Raw genomic sequence first — 18,165 nt, 5'->3', positions numbered from 1 at the left:
GGACGAGGCGGACGGTACCGGCGCCGCCGAGCTGGCGGTGCTGTCGCTGGACCCGTTCGGCCGGCCGGCGCCGGACCTGCCGTTCGGCGTCACCGACTACGCCACCGCCGTGCGGGTCCACGGCGACCAGATCGTCGGCGAACGTCACCCGGGTCCGGCGCTGGCCGGGCGCTCGGTGGACGAGGTGCTGGCCGATTGCGAAAGATCAGCGGCCGCAAGGGGATTGACGGGCGCGGACCGGGTGCTGTCCAGCGCTTCCTGGACGCGACCCGACGATCTGGTGGACGGCCTGCTGGCCATCCTGGCCGCCGGGGCATCGCTGGTGCAGGTGGCCAATCCCGACCCGGCGGCGCGGCCGCGCAGGATCGAGACGGAAAAGGTCACCCGGGTGGATTCGTGACGGTGCGGCCCCCGTCGACAAGTTAGCTAAGCCGATGCTAACTTTGCGGGGTTAACCCAGCTCCTGGTGGGGGCGGAAGCTTGAGCAACGACGACGCCGGCCCGGTGCGGTCGCGGGCCTATCCCGGTGGCCGCCCCTCATGACGGCGCCCATCTGGATGTCGGCGCCCCCGGAGGTGCATTCCGCATTGCTCAGCAGCGGCCCGGGGCCGGCGCCGTTGCTGGCGGCGGCGGAGGCGTGGAACACGTTGAGCGCCGAATACGCGTCGGTGGCCGGGGAACTCACCGCGGTGTCGGCCGGCGTGCTGGCCGGGCCGTGGCAGGGACCGAGCGCGGAGTCGTATGTGGCCGCACATGTTCCGTATCTGGCGTGGTTGACGCAGGCCAGCGCCAACGGCATCGCGACCGCGGCCCAGCTCGAGACCGCGGCCGCGGCCTACACCGCCGCGCTGGCGGCCATGCCCACGCTGGCCGAGCTGGCCACCAACCACATCGTCCACGGCGTGTTGGTGGCGACCAATTTCTTCGGGCTCAACACCATCCCGATCGCGCTCAACGAGGCCGACTACGTGCGGATGTGGATCCAGGCCGCCACCACCATGAGCGTCTACCAGGCGATCTCCGGCACGGCCGTTGCGGCGGCGCCACAAACCACCCCGGCGCCGGCGATCGTCAATCCGCTGTCGACATGGGTCAACTCCGTGGGCAGCGCGATCGACACCGTCGAGCAGCTCGGCCACGACGCGTCCACGCTGAACCTCGTCGACCTGCAGTCGGCGTTGGTGAACTCGATTCAAAACTTCAGCGTCGCGGCCTTCATGGAGGATCCGGTCGGGTACTCGCAGCAGGTCGTCGAATCGTTCGTGGGGCAGTTTCCGCTGCTGTCGGACCTCTATTTCGGGTTCGGCGGCGACCACGTCTTCGAATTCCTGGCGAACCCGGTGGGGTACGTGGAGAACATCGTCAACAAGTTCCTGGCGGATCCGCTGCTGTATCTGAGTAATCCGTTCTTACTGGTCCTGAGCCCCGACGATTTCGCCTCCATCGGCTACAGCGTGATTTCCCCCTTCATCGCGCCCGCCGCGCTGGCGGTTGCCCCGGTCGGCGCGAGCGGGCTCGCGGGGCTGGCTCAGGCGATCGTGCCGGCCGGCCTGCCGGAACCCGCCGTTGCCCCGGCGCCGGCACCGGTGGCGGCAGCGCCCGCCGCGTTGCCCCTCGCCGCGATGGCGCCGATTTCGGTCGCGCCGGCCACGGCCCCGGCACCGCCCCCGGCGCCGACGGTGAGCACCGTCGCCGGCTCCGCGCCGCCGGCGCCGCCCGCGGCGGGGGCTTCTCCGGTGCTCCCGTACGCCGTGGGGCCGCCCGGCGTCGACGCCGGTTCGGGACACAGCGGCAGCGCCGGCTCCGGTGTGACCGTCAAAAGAGAGGCGCCGCAGCCGGATACGGCCGCCGCGCCGGCGGCCGCCCGGAATCAGGCGCGGTCACGGCGGCGACGGCGCGCGCAGCGGCGCGGGTATGGCGACGAGTTCGCAACGATGAATGTCGAGCTCGATCCGGAGTGGGCCGCGCCGCCGGACGACGGCCCGGTTGCCGACACGCTGGCCTCCGCCCGCGGCGCGGGGACCATGGGGTTCGCCGGGACGGCGGCGGACGGCATCGCCGAGGCGGCGGGCTTGACCACCATTTCCGGGGACGAGTTCGGCGGCGGACCGAGGATGCCGATGCTGCCGGCCACCTGGGATCCCGACGCGCCCGGGCCGGGCCGGGCAGACGGCTGAGCGCGGCGCTATACCGGGCGCCGTCGCGGGCCGCGGCGCCCACCGGGTCGCGCGCGCCGGATCCGGTGGAAGGCGTCGAGCAGATCCAGTTCGCGGCCCAGCGCGTCGGCGAGCGCGTCGATGCGGGGAACGGCACGGCGGCAACCCGTCAATCCGAACGAGACCTGGTGATTGATGCTCGTGCAGGTGATGTTGAGCGCCTGGCCGTCGGCCACCACCGACAGCGGGTACAGCGCATCGAAGCGGGCGCCGTTCCAGTACAGCGGGTCCTCGGGCCCGCGAACGTTGGAGATCATCACGTTCGGCGGGCGCAGCGGACCGGCCGCGCGGCCCAGCGCGACGGCGAGGGCGAGCGGGGCGGCGCCGAGCGCGCTCATCGCCAGCACCTGCACCCGGTTGCGGCCGGTTAACGCCGCCTTTCCCTCGCGCATGCTGGCCTGCACGGCCGCCAGGCGCTCGGCGGGGTCGGCCAGGTGCGTGCCCAGGCAGCAGGCCAGCGTGCCGATCTTGTTGCCCGGCACCGGGTCTGGCGGGCCGACGGGCTCGTCGCCGCGCAGCGACACGGGCACGGTCGCCATCAGCGAGGTGCCGGGCAGCGCGTGGCGGGCGAGAAGGTAGCGGCGCAGCGCCCCTCCGCACATGGCGAGCACGACGTCGTTGAGGGTCGCGTCGGTGTGCTTGGCCACCAGCCGCAGCCGATCGATCGGGAAGCTGCGTCCGGCGAAGCATCGCGCGCCCTCGATCGCCACGGTGAACGGGGTGCGCGGTGCGGCCACGGTCAGCGGACCGCCGCGCCGCCGCACCGCCCGCCACGCCGTGTCGGCGAGCGCCGGCGGGACGCTCGCGAGGTCACGAGCCGCGCCCAGTGCCCGCCGGGCGGCGGCCAGGGGCCCGATGCCGGCGCCCGGCGCGCCTCCGGTCACCTCCCACAGGGCGGGCATGCCGCGCCGATCCGGGTCGGGGCCCACGGTCTGCCGCAGCAGCCGCATCGTCGAGACGCCGTCGGCCAGCGCATGGTGGATCTTCAGATACAGCGCGTACTGCCCCTCGCCGAGGCCCTCGATCACGTGCATCTGCCACAGCGGGCGGGACCGGTCCAGCGGTTCGGCGTGCAACTCGGAAACCCTGTCCCACAGAAGGTTTCGGGCAGGGCTTCGGGCGCCCGGCCGCCGCAGCGCACCGACCTGCACGTGGTAATCCAGGTCGACCGCGGCATCGGTGTGCCAATACCACCGGCCGAGAGAGCCCGCCGAGCGGCGCGGCCTGCGCCGCCACAGCGGCGCCACCCGATCACGATCCAGCGCGGCGGCGAACTCGTCGCGCACAAAGCCGGGGCGGGCGCCGTCCGGCGGGCTCAGCAGCGCGAGCGCGCCCACGTGCATCGGCCGGTTGGGCGTCTCGGCGACCAGGAACACCGCGTCTGCGGGCGAGACGAGAACAGCCATGAGCGGCAACACCTTTCGGTAAACCGAAATGTCCCGCCGCGCAGTTGTTCCCTCCCACGGAACATGGGATATCGATTGCCGCCACCTGCTGGACAGCCCGACCCGCCGAGAACCGGCGAGCGCTCGTCAACCATATGCTCAATGGCCGGGGCGGGCAATGGTCGGCGAAGACGCATGTTGATATCGCAATATTTCGATGTTAGCGTCGTGCGAGCATGGGGTGACGCGGCGGCGACAGGAGGGTCGAGGCGATGGCGGTGTACGGGCTCTTGGCGAAGGCGGCGGGGACCGTGGTCACCGGCCTGGTCGGCGTGACGGCCTACGAGGTGGTGCGCAAGGCCCTGGCCAAGGCGCCGCTGCACGAGACCGCGGTGTCGGCGGCCGAGCTGGGGCTGCGCGGGACCCGCAAGGCGGAGGAGGCCGCGGAGTCGGCGCGCCTCAAGCTCGCCGACGTCATGGCCGAGGCCCGCGAACGCATCGGCGAGGAGGCGCCCACGCCTTCGGTCGCCGAGGCCCACGATCACGACCACTGACCCGAAGGCTCTGCCTTGCACGTGATTTCGGACGCGGCCGGGCGCATGCGGGTGTCCGTCGACTGGGTGCGCGGGGACGCCCGGCGCGCCGTGGCGGTCGAGGAGGCGGTCGCCAAACAGGCCGGGGTGCGCGTCGTGCACGCCTACCCGCGCACCGGCTCGGTGGTCGTCTGGTACTCGCCGCGGCGCTGCGACCGCCCCGCCGTGCTGGACGCGATCGGCGGCGCCGCGCGGGTCGCCGCCGAGCTGATCCCGGCGCGCGCGCCGCATTCGTCGGAGATCCGCAACGCCGATGTCCTGCGCATGGTGATCGGCGGCGCGGCGCTGGCCCTGCTCGGCGTGCGCCGCTACGTGTTCGCCCGGCCGCCGCTGCTTTCCCCGAGCGGCCGGGTGTTCGCCACCGGCGTCACCGTCTTCACCGGCTATCCCTTCCTGCGCGGCGCGCTGCGCTCGCTGCGCTCGGGCCGGGCCGGCACCGACGCGCTGGTGTCGGCGGCCACCGTGGCGAGCCTGGTGTTGCGGGAGAACGTCGTCGCCCTGACGGTGCTGTGGCTGCTCAACATCGGCGAGTACCTGCAGGACCTGACCCTGCGCCGGACCCGGCGGGCCATCTCCGAGCTGCTGCGCGGCAGCCAGGACACGGCGTGGGTCCGCCTGCCCGACGGCCAAGAGATCCAGGTGCCCATCGACAGCGTGCAGGTCGGCGACGAGGTGGTGGTCCACGACCACGTCGCGATACCGGTGGACGGCGAGGTCGTCGACGGCGAGGCGATCGTCGACCAGTCCGCGATCACCGGCGAGAACCTGCCGGTCAGCGTCGCGGTCGACTCGCGGGTGCACGCCGGCTCGGTCGTGGTGCGCGGGCGCCTCGTGGTGCGCGCCCGCGCCGTCGGCAACCAGACCACCATCGGCCGCATCATCGCCCGCGTCGAGGAGGCCCAGCACGACCGGGCGCCGATCCAGACGGTCGGCGAAAATTTCTCGCGCCGTTTCGTTCCCACCTCGTTCGTCGTGTCCGCCCTCACCCTGGCCGTCACCGGCGACGTCCGCCGGGCGATGACCATGCTGCTGATCGCGTGCCCGTGCGCGGTGGGCCTGGCCACCCCGACCGCGATCAGCGCCGCGATCGGCAACGGCGCGCGCCGCGGCATCCTGATCAAGGGCGGCTCACACCTCGAACAGGCCGGCCAGGTGAACGCGATCGTGTTCGACAAGACCGGCACCCTGACCGTTGGGCGCCCGGTGGTCACCAACATCATTGCGCTGCATAAGGATTGGCAGCCGGAGCAGGTGCTGGCCTACGCGGCCAGCTCGGAGATCCACTCGCGACACCCGCTGGCCGAGGCGGTGATCCGCTCCACCGAGGAACGCCACATCAGCATCCCGCCGCACGAGGAGTGCGAGGTGCTGGTGGGGCTGGGCATGCGGACCTGGGCCGACGGCCGGACCCTGCTGCTGGGCAGCCCGTCGCTGTTGCGCGCCGAGAAGGTGCGGGTGTCCAAGAAGGCCTCGCAGTGGGTGGACAGGCTGCGCCGCCAGGCCGAGACGCCGCTGCTGCTCGCCGTGGACGGCACGCTGGTGGGGCTGATCAGCCTGCGCGACGAGGTGCGCCCGGAGGCGGCCGACGTGCTAGGGCAGTTGCGGGCCAACGGGATTCGCCGGGTCGTCATGCTGACCGGCGACCACCCCGACATCGCCGAGGTGGTCGCCGCCGAGCTCGGCATCGACGAGTGGCGCGCCGAGGTGATGCCGGAGGACAAGCTCGCCACGGTGCGCGAGCTGCAGGACGCGGGCTTCGTCGTCGGCATGGTCGGCGACGGCATCAACGACGCCCCGGCGCTGGCCGCCGCCGACATCGGGATCGCGATGGGCCTGGCCGGCACCGACGTGGCCGTCGAGACCGCCGACGTGGCGCTGGCCAACGACGACCTGCACCGCCTGCTCGACGTGCGCGACCTGGGCGCGCGGGCGGTGGACGTCATCCGCGAGAACTACGGCATGTCCATCGCCGTCAACACGGCCGGTCTGATCATCGGCGCGGGCGGCGCCCTGTCCCCCGTGCTCGCCGCGGTCCTGCACAACGCGTCGTCGGTGGCGGTGGTGGCCAACAGCTCCCGGCTGATCCGGTATCGCCTGGACCGATCGGCCGTCACACACCCAGCAGGCGTTTGAGCACCTTCCCGCCGGCGTTGCGCGGCAGCGCGTCGACGAACTCCACATCACGGGGAATCTTGAAGCGCGCCAACCGGTTCCGCACGTATTCCTTGACATCGTGCTCGGTCAGTGACGCGCCCGGTCGCGGCACGATGTAGGCGCGCAGCCGCTGCCCGAACTCCTCGTCGTCGACGCCGACGACCGCCGCGTCGAGGATGTCGGGATGGTGCGCGAGGGCCTCCTCGACCTCGCCGGGGTAGACGTTCTCGCCGCCGGAGACGATCATCTCGTCGTCGCGGCCATCGATGAACAGCCTGCCCGCCGCGTCGAAATGGCCGACGTCGCCGGTGGACATCAGGCCCTGGATCGATTCCTTGGTGCCGCCGCCCGTGTAGCCCTCGAAGGCGAGCACGTTGCCGACGAAGATCCGCCCCGGCGTCCCGGGCGCAGCCTCCCGCCCCTCGCCGGTGAAGACCTTGACGACCGACCCGGGCACCACCGCGCCGACGCAACCCGGCGCGACGGCCAGGTCGGCGGGCGTGGCGATGGTGGCGTAGGCGACCTCGGTCGAGCCGTACATGTTGTAGACCACGGGGCCGAGCGCTTCGAGCGCCCGGGTGGCGAGAGCGGCACCGAGCTGGGACCCGCCGACGAACACGATGCGCAGCGACGACAGGTCGTGCTCGGCGAGGGTCGACCAACCCAGGTCGAGGATGCGCCGCAGCATGACCGGCACGACGATCATCGCGGTGGCCCGGTGCGCGGCCACGCTCGCCACGGCCCGCTCGGCATCGAAGTGGCGGCGCAGCACCAGCGTCGAGCCCAGCACCATCGCGTACATCGCGTGGCTGAAACCCATCGAATGAAACAGCGGCACACAGCATTCGGTGACCTCGCGCCCGCGGAACGGCACCTTGCCGAGCAGGCCGCCGACCGGGATCAGCGAGTAGGGTTCGGAGCGCTTGGCGCCCTTGGGGACCCCGGTCGTTCCGCTGGTCGAGATGACGATCTTGGGCCGGCCACCCGAGCGGGGCGGCGGGCCGGGATCGCCGCGCTCGATCAGCGCGTCCAACGTGTCGGCACCCGGCGTGTCCGCCCAGGCCCGGATCCGGCCGAGCCGCGGATGGGCGTCCGCGACGGTGGCGGCGTAGTCGTCGTCGTACACCAGCAGGTCGGCGCCCTCGCGGGCAACCACCTCGGCGAGCTGCGTGGGGCCGAAGCCGGTGTTGAGCAGGAGTACACCGGCGCCGCACTTGGCGGCCGCGTAGACCGCCTCCAAGAAGCCCCGGTGGTTACCCGTCAGGATGGCCACGCTCGCGCCGGGGCCCAGCCCGCCCGCGCGCCACTCGTTGGCCAGCGCGTTGGTCCGCTCGTCCAGCTCGCCGAAGGTCAGCGGGCCGCGCTCGTCGATCAGCGCCAACCCGTCGCGGTCCCGGGCGGCAGCGATCACCGTCGCCGCGCCCAGCAGGCCGTAGGCCCCGAGCGCCCGCAGCACCGCCGCGAGCCGGTGGGGCGGGATCAGGCGCAGCCCCCCGGCCCGGGCGTACATCAGCAAGGACGAGGCTTCCAATCCGAGACGCCTGAGCATGTTCGCGGCCATTGCCCTGACCCTGCCGACCGATCGCGGCGTCGATAAGGGCGCAACGCCACCAACGGCGGGGTCTTTGGTCACCGTTATTGTGGCTAACGAGTGGACGGGAGAAGGGAAGACATGACACGCACCGACAACGACACCTGGGACCTCGCGACCAGCGTGGGGGCCACCGCGACGATGGTGGCCGCGGGCCGGGCCCGGGCGACCCGGGACGCGCTGATCGACGACCCGTTCGCGGAGCCGCTGGTGCGCGCCGTCGGCGTCGACTTCTTCACCCGCTGGGCCGCCGGCGAACTCGACTCCGCCGATGTCGATGTGCCCGGCGCCCCGTGGGGCATGCAGCGCATGACCGACATCCAGGCGGCGCGCACGCGCTACATCGACGCGTTCTTCGCCGCGGCTCAGCAAGACGGGGGCATCCGCCAGGTGGTCATCCTGGCCGCGGGGCTGGACGCGCGTGCCTACCGGCTGCCGTGGGCGTCGGGCACCACGGTGTTCGAGATCGACCAGCCGCAGGTCATCGAGTTCAAGGCCGCGACGATCGCCGACCTCGGCGCCACGCCCACCGCCGACGTGCGGGTCGTGCCGGTCGACCTGCGCCAGGACTGGCCGGCGGCGTTGCGGCGGGCCGGGTTCGACACGCACCGCCCCGCCGCGTGGGCCGCGGAGGGCCTGCTGGGGTTCCTGCCGGCCGACGCCCAGGATCGGTTGCTGGACAACGTCACCGAGCTCAGCGCCGACGGCAGCCGGCTGGTGGCCGAGGTGTTCCTCAACTCCGGGGCCAACCTGGAGGCGCTGAACGCCGCCACCCGGAAATGGCAGGAGAACGGCCTCGACGTCGAGTTGCAGAACCTGGGCTTCCCGGGCGACCGCAACGACGTCGCCGCCTACCTGGAGGGCCGCGGCTGGCGACCGGTTCGCACCTCGTTGAACCAGCTGTTGGGCGACAACGGGTTTCCGCTGCAATCCGCCGACGAGAACGACCCGTTCAACCGGAACTACTACTGCACCGCGGTGCTGCACAAGGCAGGCTGAAGGAAGGCCCCACGATGACCGACAGGCCGAACGCCAAGCCCGCCAAGCCACTTGACGGCTACCGCGTGCTCGACTTCACCCAGAACATCGCCGGCCCGCTGGCCGGGCAGGTGCTGGCCGACCTGGGCGCCGAGGTCATCAAGATCGAGGCGCCGGGCGGCGAGGCGGCCCGGCAGATCACCGTGGTGCTGCCCGGCCGCCCGCCGCTGCCCACGCTGTTCTGGCCCCACAACCGGGGCAAGAAGTCGGTGGCGGTCGATCTGACGTCCGAGGACAACAAGCAGCGGATACTGCGGCTGGCCGACACCGCCGACGTTGTCCTGGAAGGGTTTCGGCCCGGGGTCATGGAACGGATGGGCCTGGGCCCCGACGACCTGCGGGCGCGCAATCCGAGGCTGATCTACGCGCGCCTGTCGGCGTACGGCGGCAACGGGCCGCACGGCAGCAGGCCGGGCGTCGACCTCATGGTGGCCGCCGAGTCGGGCATGACCACCGGGATGCCGACTCCCACCGGCAAACCGCAGATCATCCCGTTCCAGCTGGTCGACGCCGCCAGCGGTCACGTGCTGGCCCAGGCGGTGCTGGCCGCTCTGCTCAACCGCGAGCGCCACGGGGTGGCCGACGTCGTCCGGGTCGCGATGTACGACGTCGCCGTCGGGCTGCAGGCCAGCCAGCTCACCATCCACCTGAACAAGCCCGAGCCGAAACCGGAAGCCGAACCAAGACCCAAGAAGCGCAAGGGGGTTGGCTTCGCCACCCAGCCGTCGGACGCCTTCAGGGCCGCCGACGGCTACCTGGTGATCAGCGCGTACGTGCCCAAGCACTGGGCGAAGCTGTGCCGGATCATCGGCCGGCCGGACCTGCTGGAGGACGAGCGGTTCATCGACCAGCGTTCGCGCGCAATGAATTACCCCGAATTGACCGAGGAACTCGAGGCGGCGCTGGCCGCCAGGACCGCGGCCGAATGGGTCGAGCTGCTGCAGGAGGGCGGCCTGATGGCGTGCCTGGCCTACACCTGGAAGCAGGTGGTCGACACCCCGCTGTTCGCCGAGAACGAGCTGGCGCTGCGGGTCGGCGGCGACTCCGACCCCATCACGGTGGTGCGCATGCCGGCGCGCTACTCGAGCTTCGACGCCGCGGCGACCGATCCCCCGCCCGCCCCGGGGCAGCACAACGCGGAATTCCTCACCGCGCCGGAGCCCGCGTCCTAGGACCAGGCTCCGTCACGACACGTAAACCTCTGCGATGACACGCCGAAAAGGCTTGCAATGGTTTATATCTCGCGGATCCGAGCCGCCGTGCCGCGGGCTACAGGCCCGGAAGCCGCACCACCTGGATGAAGAACTCGTCGATCTGCCGAACCGCGTTGATGAACTGGTCGAGGTCGACCGGCTTGGTGACGTAGGCGTTGGCATGCAGCTCGTAGCTGCGCAGGATGTCCTCCTCCGCCGACGAGGTAGTGAGCACGACGACCGGGATGCGGGACAGGTCGGGGTCCGACTTGACCTTCTCCAGCAGCTGGCGGCCGTCGTATTTCGGCAGGTTCAGGTCGAGCAGGATGAGGTCGGGCCGCGGCGCGCCCTCGTACGGGCCCCGCTGGTACAGGAAGTCCAGGCCCTCCTCGCCGTCGTGCGCGACGTGCAGGTTGTTCTTGAGTTTGTTGTGCTCGAACGCTTCCCGGGTGATGAGCTCGTCGCCCGGGTCATCCTCGACGAGCAGGATCTCGATTGCTCTGCCGGCGGAGGTCGCTGATGTCATTCGTGTGCTCCTTGTGACGTGGCCGGGCTTGTCGGGCCCGCACCCACCTGCGCGGGAACGGGCAGGGTGAACCGTAAGCGGGTCCCGTCGGTGTAGGACGTGTCGACCCAGATGGTGCCGCCGTGGTGCTCGACGATCTTCTTGCACAGCGCGAGGCCGACGCCGGTTCCCGAGTACACCTCGCGGCCGTGCAGGCGCTGGAAGATGACGAACACCTTCTCGGTGAACTCTTCGGCGATGCCAATGCCGTTGTCCGACACGGACAACAGCCATTCATCGCCGTGCTCGCCGGTGCGCCGTTCGCAGTCGACGACCACGCGCGGCCGGCGATCCTGGTGCCGGAACTTGATCGCGTTCCCGATCAGGTTCTGCCACAACATCGTGAGCAGCGTCGGATCCCCGATGATCTGCGGGAGGGGCCCGGGCGGCCGCACGATTTCCGCGTCGGCCTCCTCGACAGCGGCGGCGAGGTTGGCCAGGCCGGCCTCCAGCGCCACATCGAGCTCTACCTCGGTCTGCATGGTGCCCAGCCGGCCGACGCGGGAGAAGGTGAGCAGGTCGTTGATCAGCACCTGCATGCGCTTGGCCCCGTCGACGGCGAATCCGATGTATTCGATTCCGCGGCCGTCGAGCTGGTCGCCGTATCGCTTTTCCAGCAACTGGCAGAACGAGGCGACCTTGCGCAGCGGTTCCTGCAGGTCGTGCGACGCGACGTAGGCGAACTGCTCGAGTTCGGCGTTCGAGCGCCGCAACTCCGCCGCCTGCTCGTCCAGCAGCGCTCGGGCCGAGCGTGACACCTCGAGTTCCTCGACGAGCCGTTCCCGCATGTTCTCCACATCGACGGCCATGTTGCGGATGTCTCGGGGCCGCCTCGGCCGGGAAATGGTCTCGCCGAAGTTGCCCTCGGTGATCCGCCGGCACGCGGCGGTCAGCGCCGCGATCGGGCGGGTGACGGCGTTACGCATCAAGATGCCGAGCGCCGCGGCCGTGCCGAAGAACAGCAATACCATCGCGCCCAGCACCCGGTCCCGCCAGACTTCGGTGTACTGGAAGTCGTCGATTGCGCTGGTGCGCGCGGCCGCGAGGTTCGCGTTCTGCGTGTCGAAAAGGGTTCGCAGATGGTCGAATTCGGCCTTGCCGCGCTCAGCCGCCGGCCGGTTCGTGACGTTCCGGCCGTTCGGGGCCACGCTCTCGATCGACGGCTCGGCATAGGTCGCCCGCCACTTGGCGGCCGCCTTCTCGATCGCGTCGAGATCGGCCGTCAGGTCGGGGCGCCGGTCCAGCCGGTGCCGCATCTCCGCGGCGGCCGCCTGTTCCTCGTGTTGCCCGTCGTAATACGGGGTGAGGAACTGGCGATCGTCGGTGATCACATAACCGCGAATTCCCGTTTCCTGGTCCCGCAGCGCCGCCTGCAGCTGGCCGGCGGCCACCCGCGCCGGCCCGATGCCGTCGATCACCGCGCGGGACATCTGGTCGGTGCGGTGCAGCAACGCCCACCCGACGAGCGCGCCGGCGAGCACCATCACGCCCATCGTGAACAGCACCAGGAACTGCCAGCCGCGCACGGTGAGCCGTTCCAGGCGCAGCGGGTGCAGGACGGGGCTCACGCCGTCATCCGCCCGACGCGCAGCACGGCGATGTCGTCGGTGAGCCCGCCGCGCGGCTCGGCGAGTTGCTGGGCGCCGTCGATGAGCGCGTCGACGAACGCCGGGCCGGGCAGGTGCGCGTGCCTGCGCGCCAGCGCGAGCAGGCCGTCCTCCCCCAGACGTTGGTTGCCCTGCCCCGAATATCCCTCGAAGAGCCCGTCGGTCAGCAGCAGCAGCCCCTGGCCCGCCGGCAGTGCCAGCTCGTGCCGCGGCCAGTCGCCGGCGCGCAGGCCCAGCGCGGGCCCGGCCGGCGGCTCGATCCATTCGACCCCGGCGCCGTTCTGCAGCAACATCCCGGGATGACCGGCGCGCACCGCGGTGACGCGCGGGCTGTCGGGCTGGATCTCGAGGCTGAGCACCGTCGCGAAGATGCCCGTCCCGGTCCGTTCGGAGTGCAGCACCCGTTCGAGTTGGCGCATCAGTTCGACTCCGCGCACACCCGCGAAGGTGAGCGCGCGAAACGCGATGCGCAACGCCGCGCCCAGCGCCGCCTCGTGCGGTCCGTGGCCGGCGACGTCGCCGATCAGGACGTGCACCACCCGGTCGGGCGTCTGCACGACGTCGTAGAAGTCCCCGCACAACAACGCGTCCTCGCGGCTCGGCCGGTACCGGGCCACGATGTCGACGCCGGGCTCGTCGAGCAGCAGCGGCGAGGGCAGCAGGCCTCGTTCCAGCAGCGCGTTCTCGCGGGCCCGGAGCTGGCTGGCCCGCAGGTCGGCGGAGATGAGCTCGGCGCGTTTGCGCTCGATCGCGTAAAGCAGCGCCCGCCGCAGCATTTCGGGCTCGACGCGCCCCTTGACCAGGTAGTCCTGCGCCCCGGCCGCGACCGCGGAGGCGCCGAAGTATTCGTCGTTCAGCCCGGTGAGCACCACGATGGGAACGGTCGCGTCACGCTTGGCGATGCGGTCCAGCGCGTCCATCCCGCTGGCGTCGGGCAGGTGCAGGTCCAGCAGCACGCAATCGGGGCGGGCCGATGCGAGCTCGCGTTCCGCGTGCGCCATCGACTGCGCCCAGATCACCCGGATGTCGGCGACCGCGTCCGCGATCAAATCTTCCACGAGCACCGCGTCGGCGCGGTCGTCCTCGACCAGCAACAACGACAGTGACTGCCAATGCGTCGCCGGGATGACCGGAGCTCCTACCGGCATCAATTCCCGATCATCCGCGAATGCACCGGGGAAGCCACGTTTCTCAATACACCTCCAGGCGGCAAGACCCTTTGCTCTTTGTCGACCTTCCGGCTCGCCGGCCGGCGCACCGACATCGACTTTACGTAGCGGCCTTACCACCCCGAATGGTTTGCCGCGGCGAATCCTATTCGGTGTAGCTGTGAGCGCCCAACCGGGTGTCCCTTCCGACCGCTTCGACCTGCGGGGACGTCGGCGCGCACGGTAAGGGCCGCCGCGCCGGCGACCTCGCGAGGACTTAGGACCCTACGCCGGCGCGCCGTCCGGCGCGACGATTACATGCGGACAAACCCTCCTGAGCACCAAGGAGCTTCTCATGGCCGACAACGGACTGAGCGAACAATTCCGGAAGATCTCCGCCGCCGCCCACGAGGCCGACGACAAGATCCGCGCCGCGGGCCAGCAGGCTCGCGATCAGGTCGAGGCGGACGCTTCCCGAGCGCAAGACCGGGCGAAGCAGGCCGCCGACCATCTCAAGGACCGCGCCGAGGCCGCCCACGACAAGGCCTCCGAGCACTGGCAGGACCTGGCGGACAAGTGGAACGACCACATCGCCAAGATCCGCAAGGACCTCAGGAAGAAGAAAGAGGAACACGACGCCAAAGAGATGCGGGCCTATGCCGAGATGGCGGAAGGCTACGCCTACGACGCGATCGACTTCGCGCAGGCCGCGATCTACGAGGCCGAATACGCCGTGCTCGACGCCATTTCGGCGCGCGCTGCCGCGACCGCGATGGCCAACTGACGGACGGCCCGGTCAGCCCGGCCTCAGCACTCGGCGCCCTCGAGGAGCGTGAGCTCCCAGTCCAGCCATGCCGTCGCATAACGGATTCGCTTTTTCACGTCGTCGACGTGCGGCTTGACGGCCAGCCCCTCGACGATCTCCTCGGCCACGTGGCGGGAATGATCCGACACGCCTTCGGCACCGCAGCTACACGGCGACGTTCCATCGGGGCCCGGATTGCCGGCACGGTGATCGTCGATGATATGGCGGACCCGTTCCACCAGTCGTCGCTCGAAATGCTCCAACGGATCTGCCATGTGCCCTCCCGCCTGGTAGGTAGCCTCCATGCTGGCCCGCACCCGCACGCGGGTGATAGGGGCAAAAGCCATTTGAAGGGCCATTCGAAGACCCGTGCCGGATCACCCGCCCGAGCGGGCCTCCGTGCGCGCGTGCCCGGCCGCGGCCTGCGCGAGCCCCACCGAGACGGTCAGGATGCCGTCGCGGTAAGCGACCTTGATGTCGTCTTGGTTCGCGCCCGGCGGCAGGGTGACGGAACGAACGAACGAACCGTAGGAGAATTCCGATCGGCCGTTGGACTCGGCTCGTTGGCCACGCTGCGCCCTGATCGTCAGCACCCCGTCGCGCGTGGTGACATCGACGTCCTTGGCGGGATCGAGCCCGGGCAGTTCGGCCCTCACCTCGTAGCGGCCGTCGGCCATCCCGTCCTCGAGGCGGATCGGCTGCCCGCCGAACACCGGCGGCAGCGTGGACCACGACGGGAATCCGCCCAGCCACTGCGATACGTCGGGCCAGTGCGGGCCCGATTGCGACGCAAGGTGATTCGGCGGGGCCTTCGCCTCCTTCGCGGCGCGTGCCGCCGGGCTCTCCCAGGTGGCGACCGCCCAGATGACGAAGATGTCCAGCGCGATCACCACGATCGCCCAGACCGGGTAGTGCGGAAGCCACAGGAACTGCGTCACGATCGACAACGAGGCGATGATGATGGCGGCCACGCGCGCCCACGTCGTGCTCCAGAACAGTCCGACGGCGACCACCCCGACGAGCACCCCCACGATGATGTGGATCCAGCCCCAGGTGTTGGCGCTCAACTCGTAGACGTATCCCGGTCTCACGACGATCACCCCGTCGGGGCCCAACGCGGAAATCCCCTCGAAAATCGTCACCACCGCGGCGACCACCAGCACGGCGGCCGCCCCATAGGTTCCGATGCCGGCCACCACTTCTCGCGCCGAATAGTCCTTGTTTCTCGACTGCTGTGCCACGACTGCCTCCTAAGCCTGCCGTGCTGTGATGGTCGCGCAGATCGCCCCGCGGTATTAGGGCAGAAAGTCATTGATTCAGGGGGTTGGCACTGACTTCAGATCCGTGCGCCACCAGGCCTCGGCTATGCCCGATGGCCGGCGCGACCTTGCGCGGCAAGCGATTTCGAACGCTGACGACTGGAGTCGCCGGGGGATTCCCGTGCCGCGGCCGGCCGGTGCCGTCGGGCCCACAGTTGTTCGGGACCTTCGGCCCTTGGTGCGATCGTCGGCCGTCTCGCAGTCTGGAGGGGTGACGGCGATGACCGTGCGTGCCAGACGCTCGGTGCGCGACCTGTGGAAGCTCATGCTCGGGTGGGGCGTGTTGATACTCGTTTTGGGCATCCTGATGCTGGTCCGGCCGCACGCGTCCATCGTTTTCGCGGCGACGCTCCTGGCGTCCTTCCTGGTGCTGTCGGGCATCGCCGAGATGGTGCTGGCGGCCGTCGTCGATGCCTCGGCGGCCGGCCGCGCCCCGTTGTTCTTCACCGGAGCGCTGTCAATGGCCTTGGGTGTGCTGGCATTTCGGCATTTCGGTTATGCCTCCGCGGTGCTGTTGCTGGCCCTTGCGATCGGGGCGGTCTTCGTCTTCGAGGGCATTTCCGACATCGCGTTGGCCCTCGAGGACCCGTCGCTCCCCGACCGGGGGTGGTACATCGTCCTGGGCATCATCGAGGTGACTGCGGGCATCGTGATGCTCGCCTGGCCGTTCAGGTCCCTGGCCGCGGCGACGGTCGTCGCCGGGGTCTGCCTGGTGGCCATCGGGCTGGACAGGATCTGCTGGGCCCTGCTGGCCCGTCGAGCGCTGAGCCGCGTGCAGACCCACGCCGGACGGCTGGCCGCCAGCTCAGCCCCGAGCGCTCAGCGCAGCAGCGCCCGCGACATCACCACGCGCTGAATCTGATTGGTGCCCTCGTAGATCTGGGTGATCTTGGCGTCGCGCATCATCCGCTCGACCGGGAAATCGGTCGTGTAGCCCGCGCCACCGAACAGCTGCACCGCGTCCGTGGTCACCTCCATCGCCACGTCGGAGGCGAAGCACTTCGAGGCCGCGGAGATGAAGCCGAGATTGGATTCGCCGCGCTCGGCGCGCGCGGCCGCCTGGTACACCATCATCCGCGCGGCCTCGACCTTCATCGCCATGTCGGCCAGCATGAACTGCACGGCCTGGAAGCTGCTGATCGACTCCCCGAACTGCTTGCGGTCCTTGGTGTAGGCGATCGCGGCGTCGACCGCGCCCTGGGCGATGCCGACGGCCTGGGCGCCGATGGTGGGACGGGTGTGGTCCAGCGTCGCCAGCGCGGTCTTGAAGCCGGTGCCCGGCTCGCCGATGATCCGGTCGCCGGGGATGCGGCAGTTCTCGAAATACAGCTCGGTGGTCGGCGAGCCCTTGATGCCGAGCTTTTTTTCCTTGGGACCGACGGTGAACCCCTCGTCGTCGATGTGCACCATGAACGACGAGATGCCGTTGGCGCCCTTGTCCGGGTCGGTCACCGCCATCACGGTGTACCAGCTCGACTTGCCGCCGTTGGTGATCCAGGCCTTGGCGCCGTTGAGGATCCAGTCATCCCCGTCGGCCTTGGCCCGGGTCCGCATCGACGCCGCGTCGCTGCCGGCCTCGCGCTCGGACAGCGCGTAGGACGCCAGCGCGCTGCCGTCGGCGATCGAGGGCAGCACCTGCTTCTTGAGCTCCTCGGAGCCCCGCAGGATCAGGCCCATCGTGCCGAGCTTGTTCACCGCCGGGATCAACGACGCCGAGGCGTCCACCCGCGCGACCTCCTCGATCACGATGCAGGCCGCCACCGAATCCGCGCCCTGCCCGCCGTACTCCTCCGGCACGTGCACGGCGTTGAACCCCGAGGCGTTCAGCGCGTCGAGCGCCTCCTGCGGGAACCGCGAGTTCTCATCGACGTCCGCGGCGTGCGGGGCGATCTCCTTCTCCGCCAGCGCCCGGATCGCCGCCCGCAGCTCCCGGTGCTCCTCGGGCAGTTGGAACAAATCGAACGACGGGTTTCCGGCCCATCCAGCCATCTCGGCCTCCTCGTACTCTTCCCGTTACTGGCCGGTAACTTTACCCTGACGCTCTTGCAGCGCCGCATCCTTGGCGCGCACCGTCTCGGCCAGCCGCTCCTGGAACGCCACGATCCGCGCCCGCAGCGCCGCGTCCGACGCCGCCAGGATGCGGACGGCCAGCAGCCCCGCGTTGCGGGCGCCGCCGATGGAGACCGTGGCCACCGGAACGCCGGCCGGCATCTGCACGATCGACAGCAGCGAGTCCAGGCCGTCGAGGCGGGCCAGCGGTACCGGCACCCCGATCACCGGCAGCGGCGTCGCGGAAGCGACCATTCCGGGCAGGTGGGCGGCTCCGCCGGCGCCCGCGATGATCACCTGAAGGCCCCGTTCGGCCGCGCCGCGGGCGTAGTCGAACATCGCCTGGGGCGTGCGATGCGCCGAGACCACCCGGACCTCGGCCGGGATGTCGAACTCGGCGAGCGCCTCGGCCGCGTCGGACATCACCGACCAGTCGCTGTCGCTGCCCATGATCACCCCGACGCGAGGCGGCTCGGTCATATTGCGCCGCTCCTCTCCCCGG

At 70.5% G+C, this 18,165-nt stretch carries 17 protein-coding genes; 8 read left to right on the top strand and 9 right to left on the bottom strand.

What is annotated here, in order from left to right; genetic code table 11:
- The coding region (locus A5696_RS01770; RefSeq protein WP_255380887.1) for a TIGR03089 family protein at positions 1–400 on the top strand (400 nt) is incomplete at its 5' end.
- Between the two features lie 139 nt (positions 401–539).
- On the top strand, positions 540–2,177 hold the full coding sequence (locus tag A5696_RS01765) for a PPE family protein (protein WP_067872440.1): 1,638 nt from the start codon (positions 540–542) through the stop codon (positions 2,175–2,177).
- Between the two features lie 8 nt (positions 2,178–2,185).
- Here A5696_RS01765 and A5696_RS01760 read toward each other — a convergent pair whose 3' ends face one another.
- On the bottom strand, positions 2,186–3,622 hold the full coding sequence (locus A5696_RS01760) for a wax ester/triacylglycerol synthase family O-acyltransferase (RefSeq protein WP_067872438.1): 1,437 nt from the start codon (positions 3,620–3,622) through the stop codon (positions 2,186–2,188).
- A 251-nt stretch (positions 3,623–3,873) separates the two neighbouring features.
- On the opposite strand from A5696_RS01760, the gene A5696_RS01755 reads away from it, so the two are divergent.
- Positions 3,874–4,155, top strand: a complete 282-nt coding sequence (locus A5696_RS01755; RefSeq protein ID WP_067872435.1) for a DUF1490 family protein — start codon at positions 3,874–3,876, stop codon at positions 4,153–4,155.
- Positions 4,156–4,200: 45 nt separating this feature from the next.
- Positions 4,201–6,327, top strand: coding sequence for a manganese-exporting P-type ATPase CtpC (ctpC, locus tag A5696_RS01750; protein ID WP_156738214.1), 2,127 nt, complete (start codon positions 4,201–4,203; stop codon positions 6,325–6,327).
- Here ctpC and A5696_RS01745 read toward each other — a convergent pair.
- Entirely contained in the window at positions 6,305–7,909 is a 1,605-nt protein-coding gene (locus A5696_RS01745; protein WP_067872420.1) for an AMP-binding protein, read from the bottom strand. The two genes, ctpC and A5696_RS01745, sit on opposite strands and share 23 nt — an antisense overlap.
- Before the next feature lie 111 nt (positions 7,910–8,020).
- On the opposite strand from A5696_RS01745, the gene A5696_RS01740 reads away from it, so the two are divergent.
- Together A5696_RS01740 and A5696_RS01735 are read left to right on the top strand one after the other, a co-directional pair.
- Positions 8,021–8,938: a class I SAM-dependent methyltransferase gene (locus tag A5696_RS01740; protein WP_067872417.1), complete on the top strand. Its 918-nt coding sequence runs from the start codon at positions 8,021–8,023 to the stop codon at positions 8,936–8,938.
- Positions 8,939–8,952: 14 nt separating this feature from the next.
- Positions 8,953–10,149, top strand: coding sequence for a CoA transferase (locus A5696_RS01735; protein WP_067872414.1), 1,197 nt, complete (start codon positions 8,953–8,955; stop codon positions 10,147–10,149).
- A gap of 97 nt (positions 10,150–10,246) precedes the next feature.
- Here the strand turns inward: A5696_RS01735 and A5696_RS01730 are convergent, their stop codons facing one another.
- The 3 genes from A5696_RS01730 to A5696_RS01720 form a co-directional block, all read right to left on the bottom strand.
- A complete protein-coding gene (locus tag A5696_RS01730) occupies positions 10,247–10,696 on the bottom strand; it encodes a response regulator (RefSeq protein ID WP_067872411.1) in 450 nt (149 codons plus the stop codon).
- Positions 10,693–12,228 (bottom strand): CHASE3 domain-containing protein, encoded by a 1,536-nt coding sequence (locus tag A5696_RS01725; protein ID WP_082956291.1) that lies wholly within the window; start codon positions 12,226–12,228, stop codon positions 10,693–10,695. Before A5696_RS01725 ends, A5696_RS01730 begins: the two co-directional genes overlap by 4 nt.
- A gap of 71 nt (positions 12,229–12,299) precedes the next feature.
- On the bottom strand, positions 12,300–13,490 hold the full coding sequence (locus A5696_RS01720; protein ID WP_067872407.1) for a PP2C family protein-serine/threonine phosphatase: 1,191 nt from the start codon (positions 13,488–13,490) through the stop codon (positions 12,300–12,302).
- Positions 13,491–13,845: 355 nt separating this feature from the next.
- Here A5696_RS01720 and A5696_RS01715 point away from each other — a divergent pair, with 355 nt between their 5' ends.
- Positions 13,846–14,274: a hypothetical protein gene (locus A5696_RS01715; protein WP_067872404.1), complete on the top strand. Its 429-nt coding sequence runs from the start codon at positions 13,846–13,848 to the stop codon at positions 14,272–14,274.
- A gap of 23 nt (positions 14,275–14,297) precedes the next feature.
- On the opposite strand, the gene A5696_RS01710 is transcribed toward A5696_RS01715, so the two are convergent.
- Positions 14,298–14,642 carry a hypothetical protein gene (locus A5696_RS01710; protein ID WP_156738213.1) on the bottom strand — a complete coding sequence of 115 codons (345 nt, stop codon included), beginning with the start codon at positions 14,640–14,642 and terminating at the stop codon, positions 14,298–14,300.
- A gap of 30 nt (positions 14,643–14,672) precedes the next feature.
- The gene (locus A5696_RS29020; protein WP_369803272.1) at positions 14,673–15,536 is read right to left on the bottom strand and encodes an Hsp20/alpha crystallin family protein; all 864 of its coding nucleotides are present in this window, start codon (positions 15,534–15,536) and stop codon (positions 14,673–14,675) included.
- 298 nt (positions 15,537–15,834) lie between these two features.
- Between A5696_RS29020 and A5696_RS01700 the strand changes: the two genes are divergently transcribed.
- Positions 15,835–16,470 carry an HdeD family acid-resistance protein gene (locus tag A5696_RS01700; protein ID WP_067872451.1) on the top strand — a complete coding sequence of 212 codons (636 nt, stop codon included), beginning with the start codon at positions 15,835–15,837 and terminating at the stop codon, positions 16,468–16,470.
- Here A5696_RS01700 and A5696_RS01695 read toward each other — a convergent pair.
- Together A5696_RS01695 and purE are read right to left on the bottom strand one after the other, a co-directional pair.
- Positions 16,434–17,603: an acyl-CoA dehydrogenase gene (locus A5696_RS01695; protein ID WP_067872399.1), complete on the bottom strand. Its 1,170-nt coding sequence runs from the start codon at positions 17,601–17,603 to the stop codon at positions 16,434–16,436. The two genes, A5696_RS01700 and A5696_RS01695, sit on opposite strands and share 37 nt — an antisense overlap.
- Before the next feature lie 24 nt (positions 17,604–17,627).
- Positions 17,628–18,143, bottom strand: a complete 516-nt coding sequence (gene purE, locus A5696_RS01690; protein WP_067872396.1) for a 5-(carboxyamino)imidazole ribonucleotide mutase — start codon at positions 18,141–18,143, stop codon at positions 17,628–17,630.
- Between the last annotated feature and the right edge of the window lie 22 nt (positions 18,144–18,165).

This window comes from Mycobacterium sp. E2699 (assembly GCF_001666745.1).
In the GTDB taxonomy this organism is placed as follows: domain Bacteria; phylum Actinomycetota; class Actinomycetes; order Mycobacteriales; family Mycobacteriaceae; genus Mycobacterium.
This window is presented reverse-complemented; position numbering and strand designations above follow the sequence as displayed.

Excerpts from the sequence above, each read along its gene's own strand:
- A5696_RS01765 (WP_067872440.1), top strand. The coding sequence starts at position 540 with ATGACGGCGCCCATCTGGATGTCGGCGCCCCCGGAGGTGCATTCCGCA.
- A5696_RS01760 (WP_067872438.1), bottom strand. The coding sequence starts at position 3,622 with ATGGCTGTTCTCGTCTCGCCCGCAGACGCGGTGTTCCTGGTCGCCGAG.
- A5696_RS01755 (WP_067872435.1), top strand. The coding sequence starts at position 3,874 with ATGGCGGTGTACGGGCTCTTGGCGAAGGCGGCGGGGACCGTGGTCACC.
- ctpC (WP_156738214.1), top strand. The coding sequence starts at position 4,201 with ATGCGGGTGTCCGTCGACTGGGTGCGCGGGGACGCCCGGCGCGCCGTG.
- A5696_RS01745 (WP_067872420.1), bottom strand. The coding sequence starts at position 7,909 with ATGGCCGCGAACATGCTCAGGCGTCTCGGATTGGAAGCCTCGTCCTTG.
- A5696_RS01740 (WP_067872417.1), top strand. The coding sequence starts at position 8,021 with ATGACACGCACCGACAACGACACCTGGGACCTCGCGACCAGCGTGGGG.
- A5696_RS01735 (WP_067872414.1), top strand. The coding sequence starts at position 8,953 with ATGACCGACAGGCCGAACGCCAAGCCCGCCAAGCCACTTGACGGCTAC.
- A5696_RS01730 (WP_067872411.1), bottom strand. The coding sequence starts at position 10,696 with ATGACATCAGCGACCTCCGCCGGCAGAGCAATCGAGATCCTGCTCGTC.
- A5696_RS01725 (WP_082956291.1), bottom strand. The coding sequence starts at position 12,228 with ATGGGCGTGATGGTGCTCGCCGGCGCGCTCGTCGGGTGGGCGTTGCTG.
- A5696_RS01720 (WP_067872407.1), bottom strand. The coding sequence starts at position 13,490 with ATGCCGGTAGGAGCTCCGGTCATCCCGGCGACGCATTGGCAGTCACTG.
- A5696_RS01715 (WP_067872404.1), top strand. The coding sequence starts at position 13,846 with ATGGCCGACAACGGACTGAGCGAACAATTCCGGAAGATCTCCGCCGCC.
- A5696_RS01710 (WP_156738213.1), bottom strand. The coding sequence starts at position 14,642 with ATGGCTTTTGCCCCTATCACCCGCGTGCGGGTGCGGGCCAGCATGGAG.
- A5696_RS01700 (WP_067872451.1), top strand. The coding sequence starts at position 15,835 with ATGACCGTGCGTGCCAGACGCTCGGTGCGCGACCTGTGGAAGCTCATG.
- A5696_RS01695 (WP_067872399.1), bottom strand. The coding sequence starts at position 17,603 with ATGGCTGGATGGGCCGGAAACCCGTCGTTCGATTTGTTCCAACTGCCC.
- purE (WP_067872396.1), bottom strand. The coding sequence starts at position 18,143 with ATGACCGAGCCGCCTCGCGTCGGGGTGATCATGGGCAGCGACAGCGAC.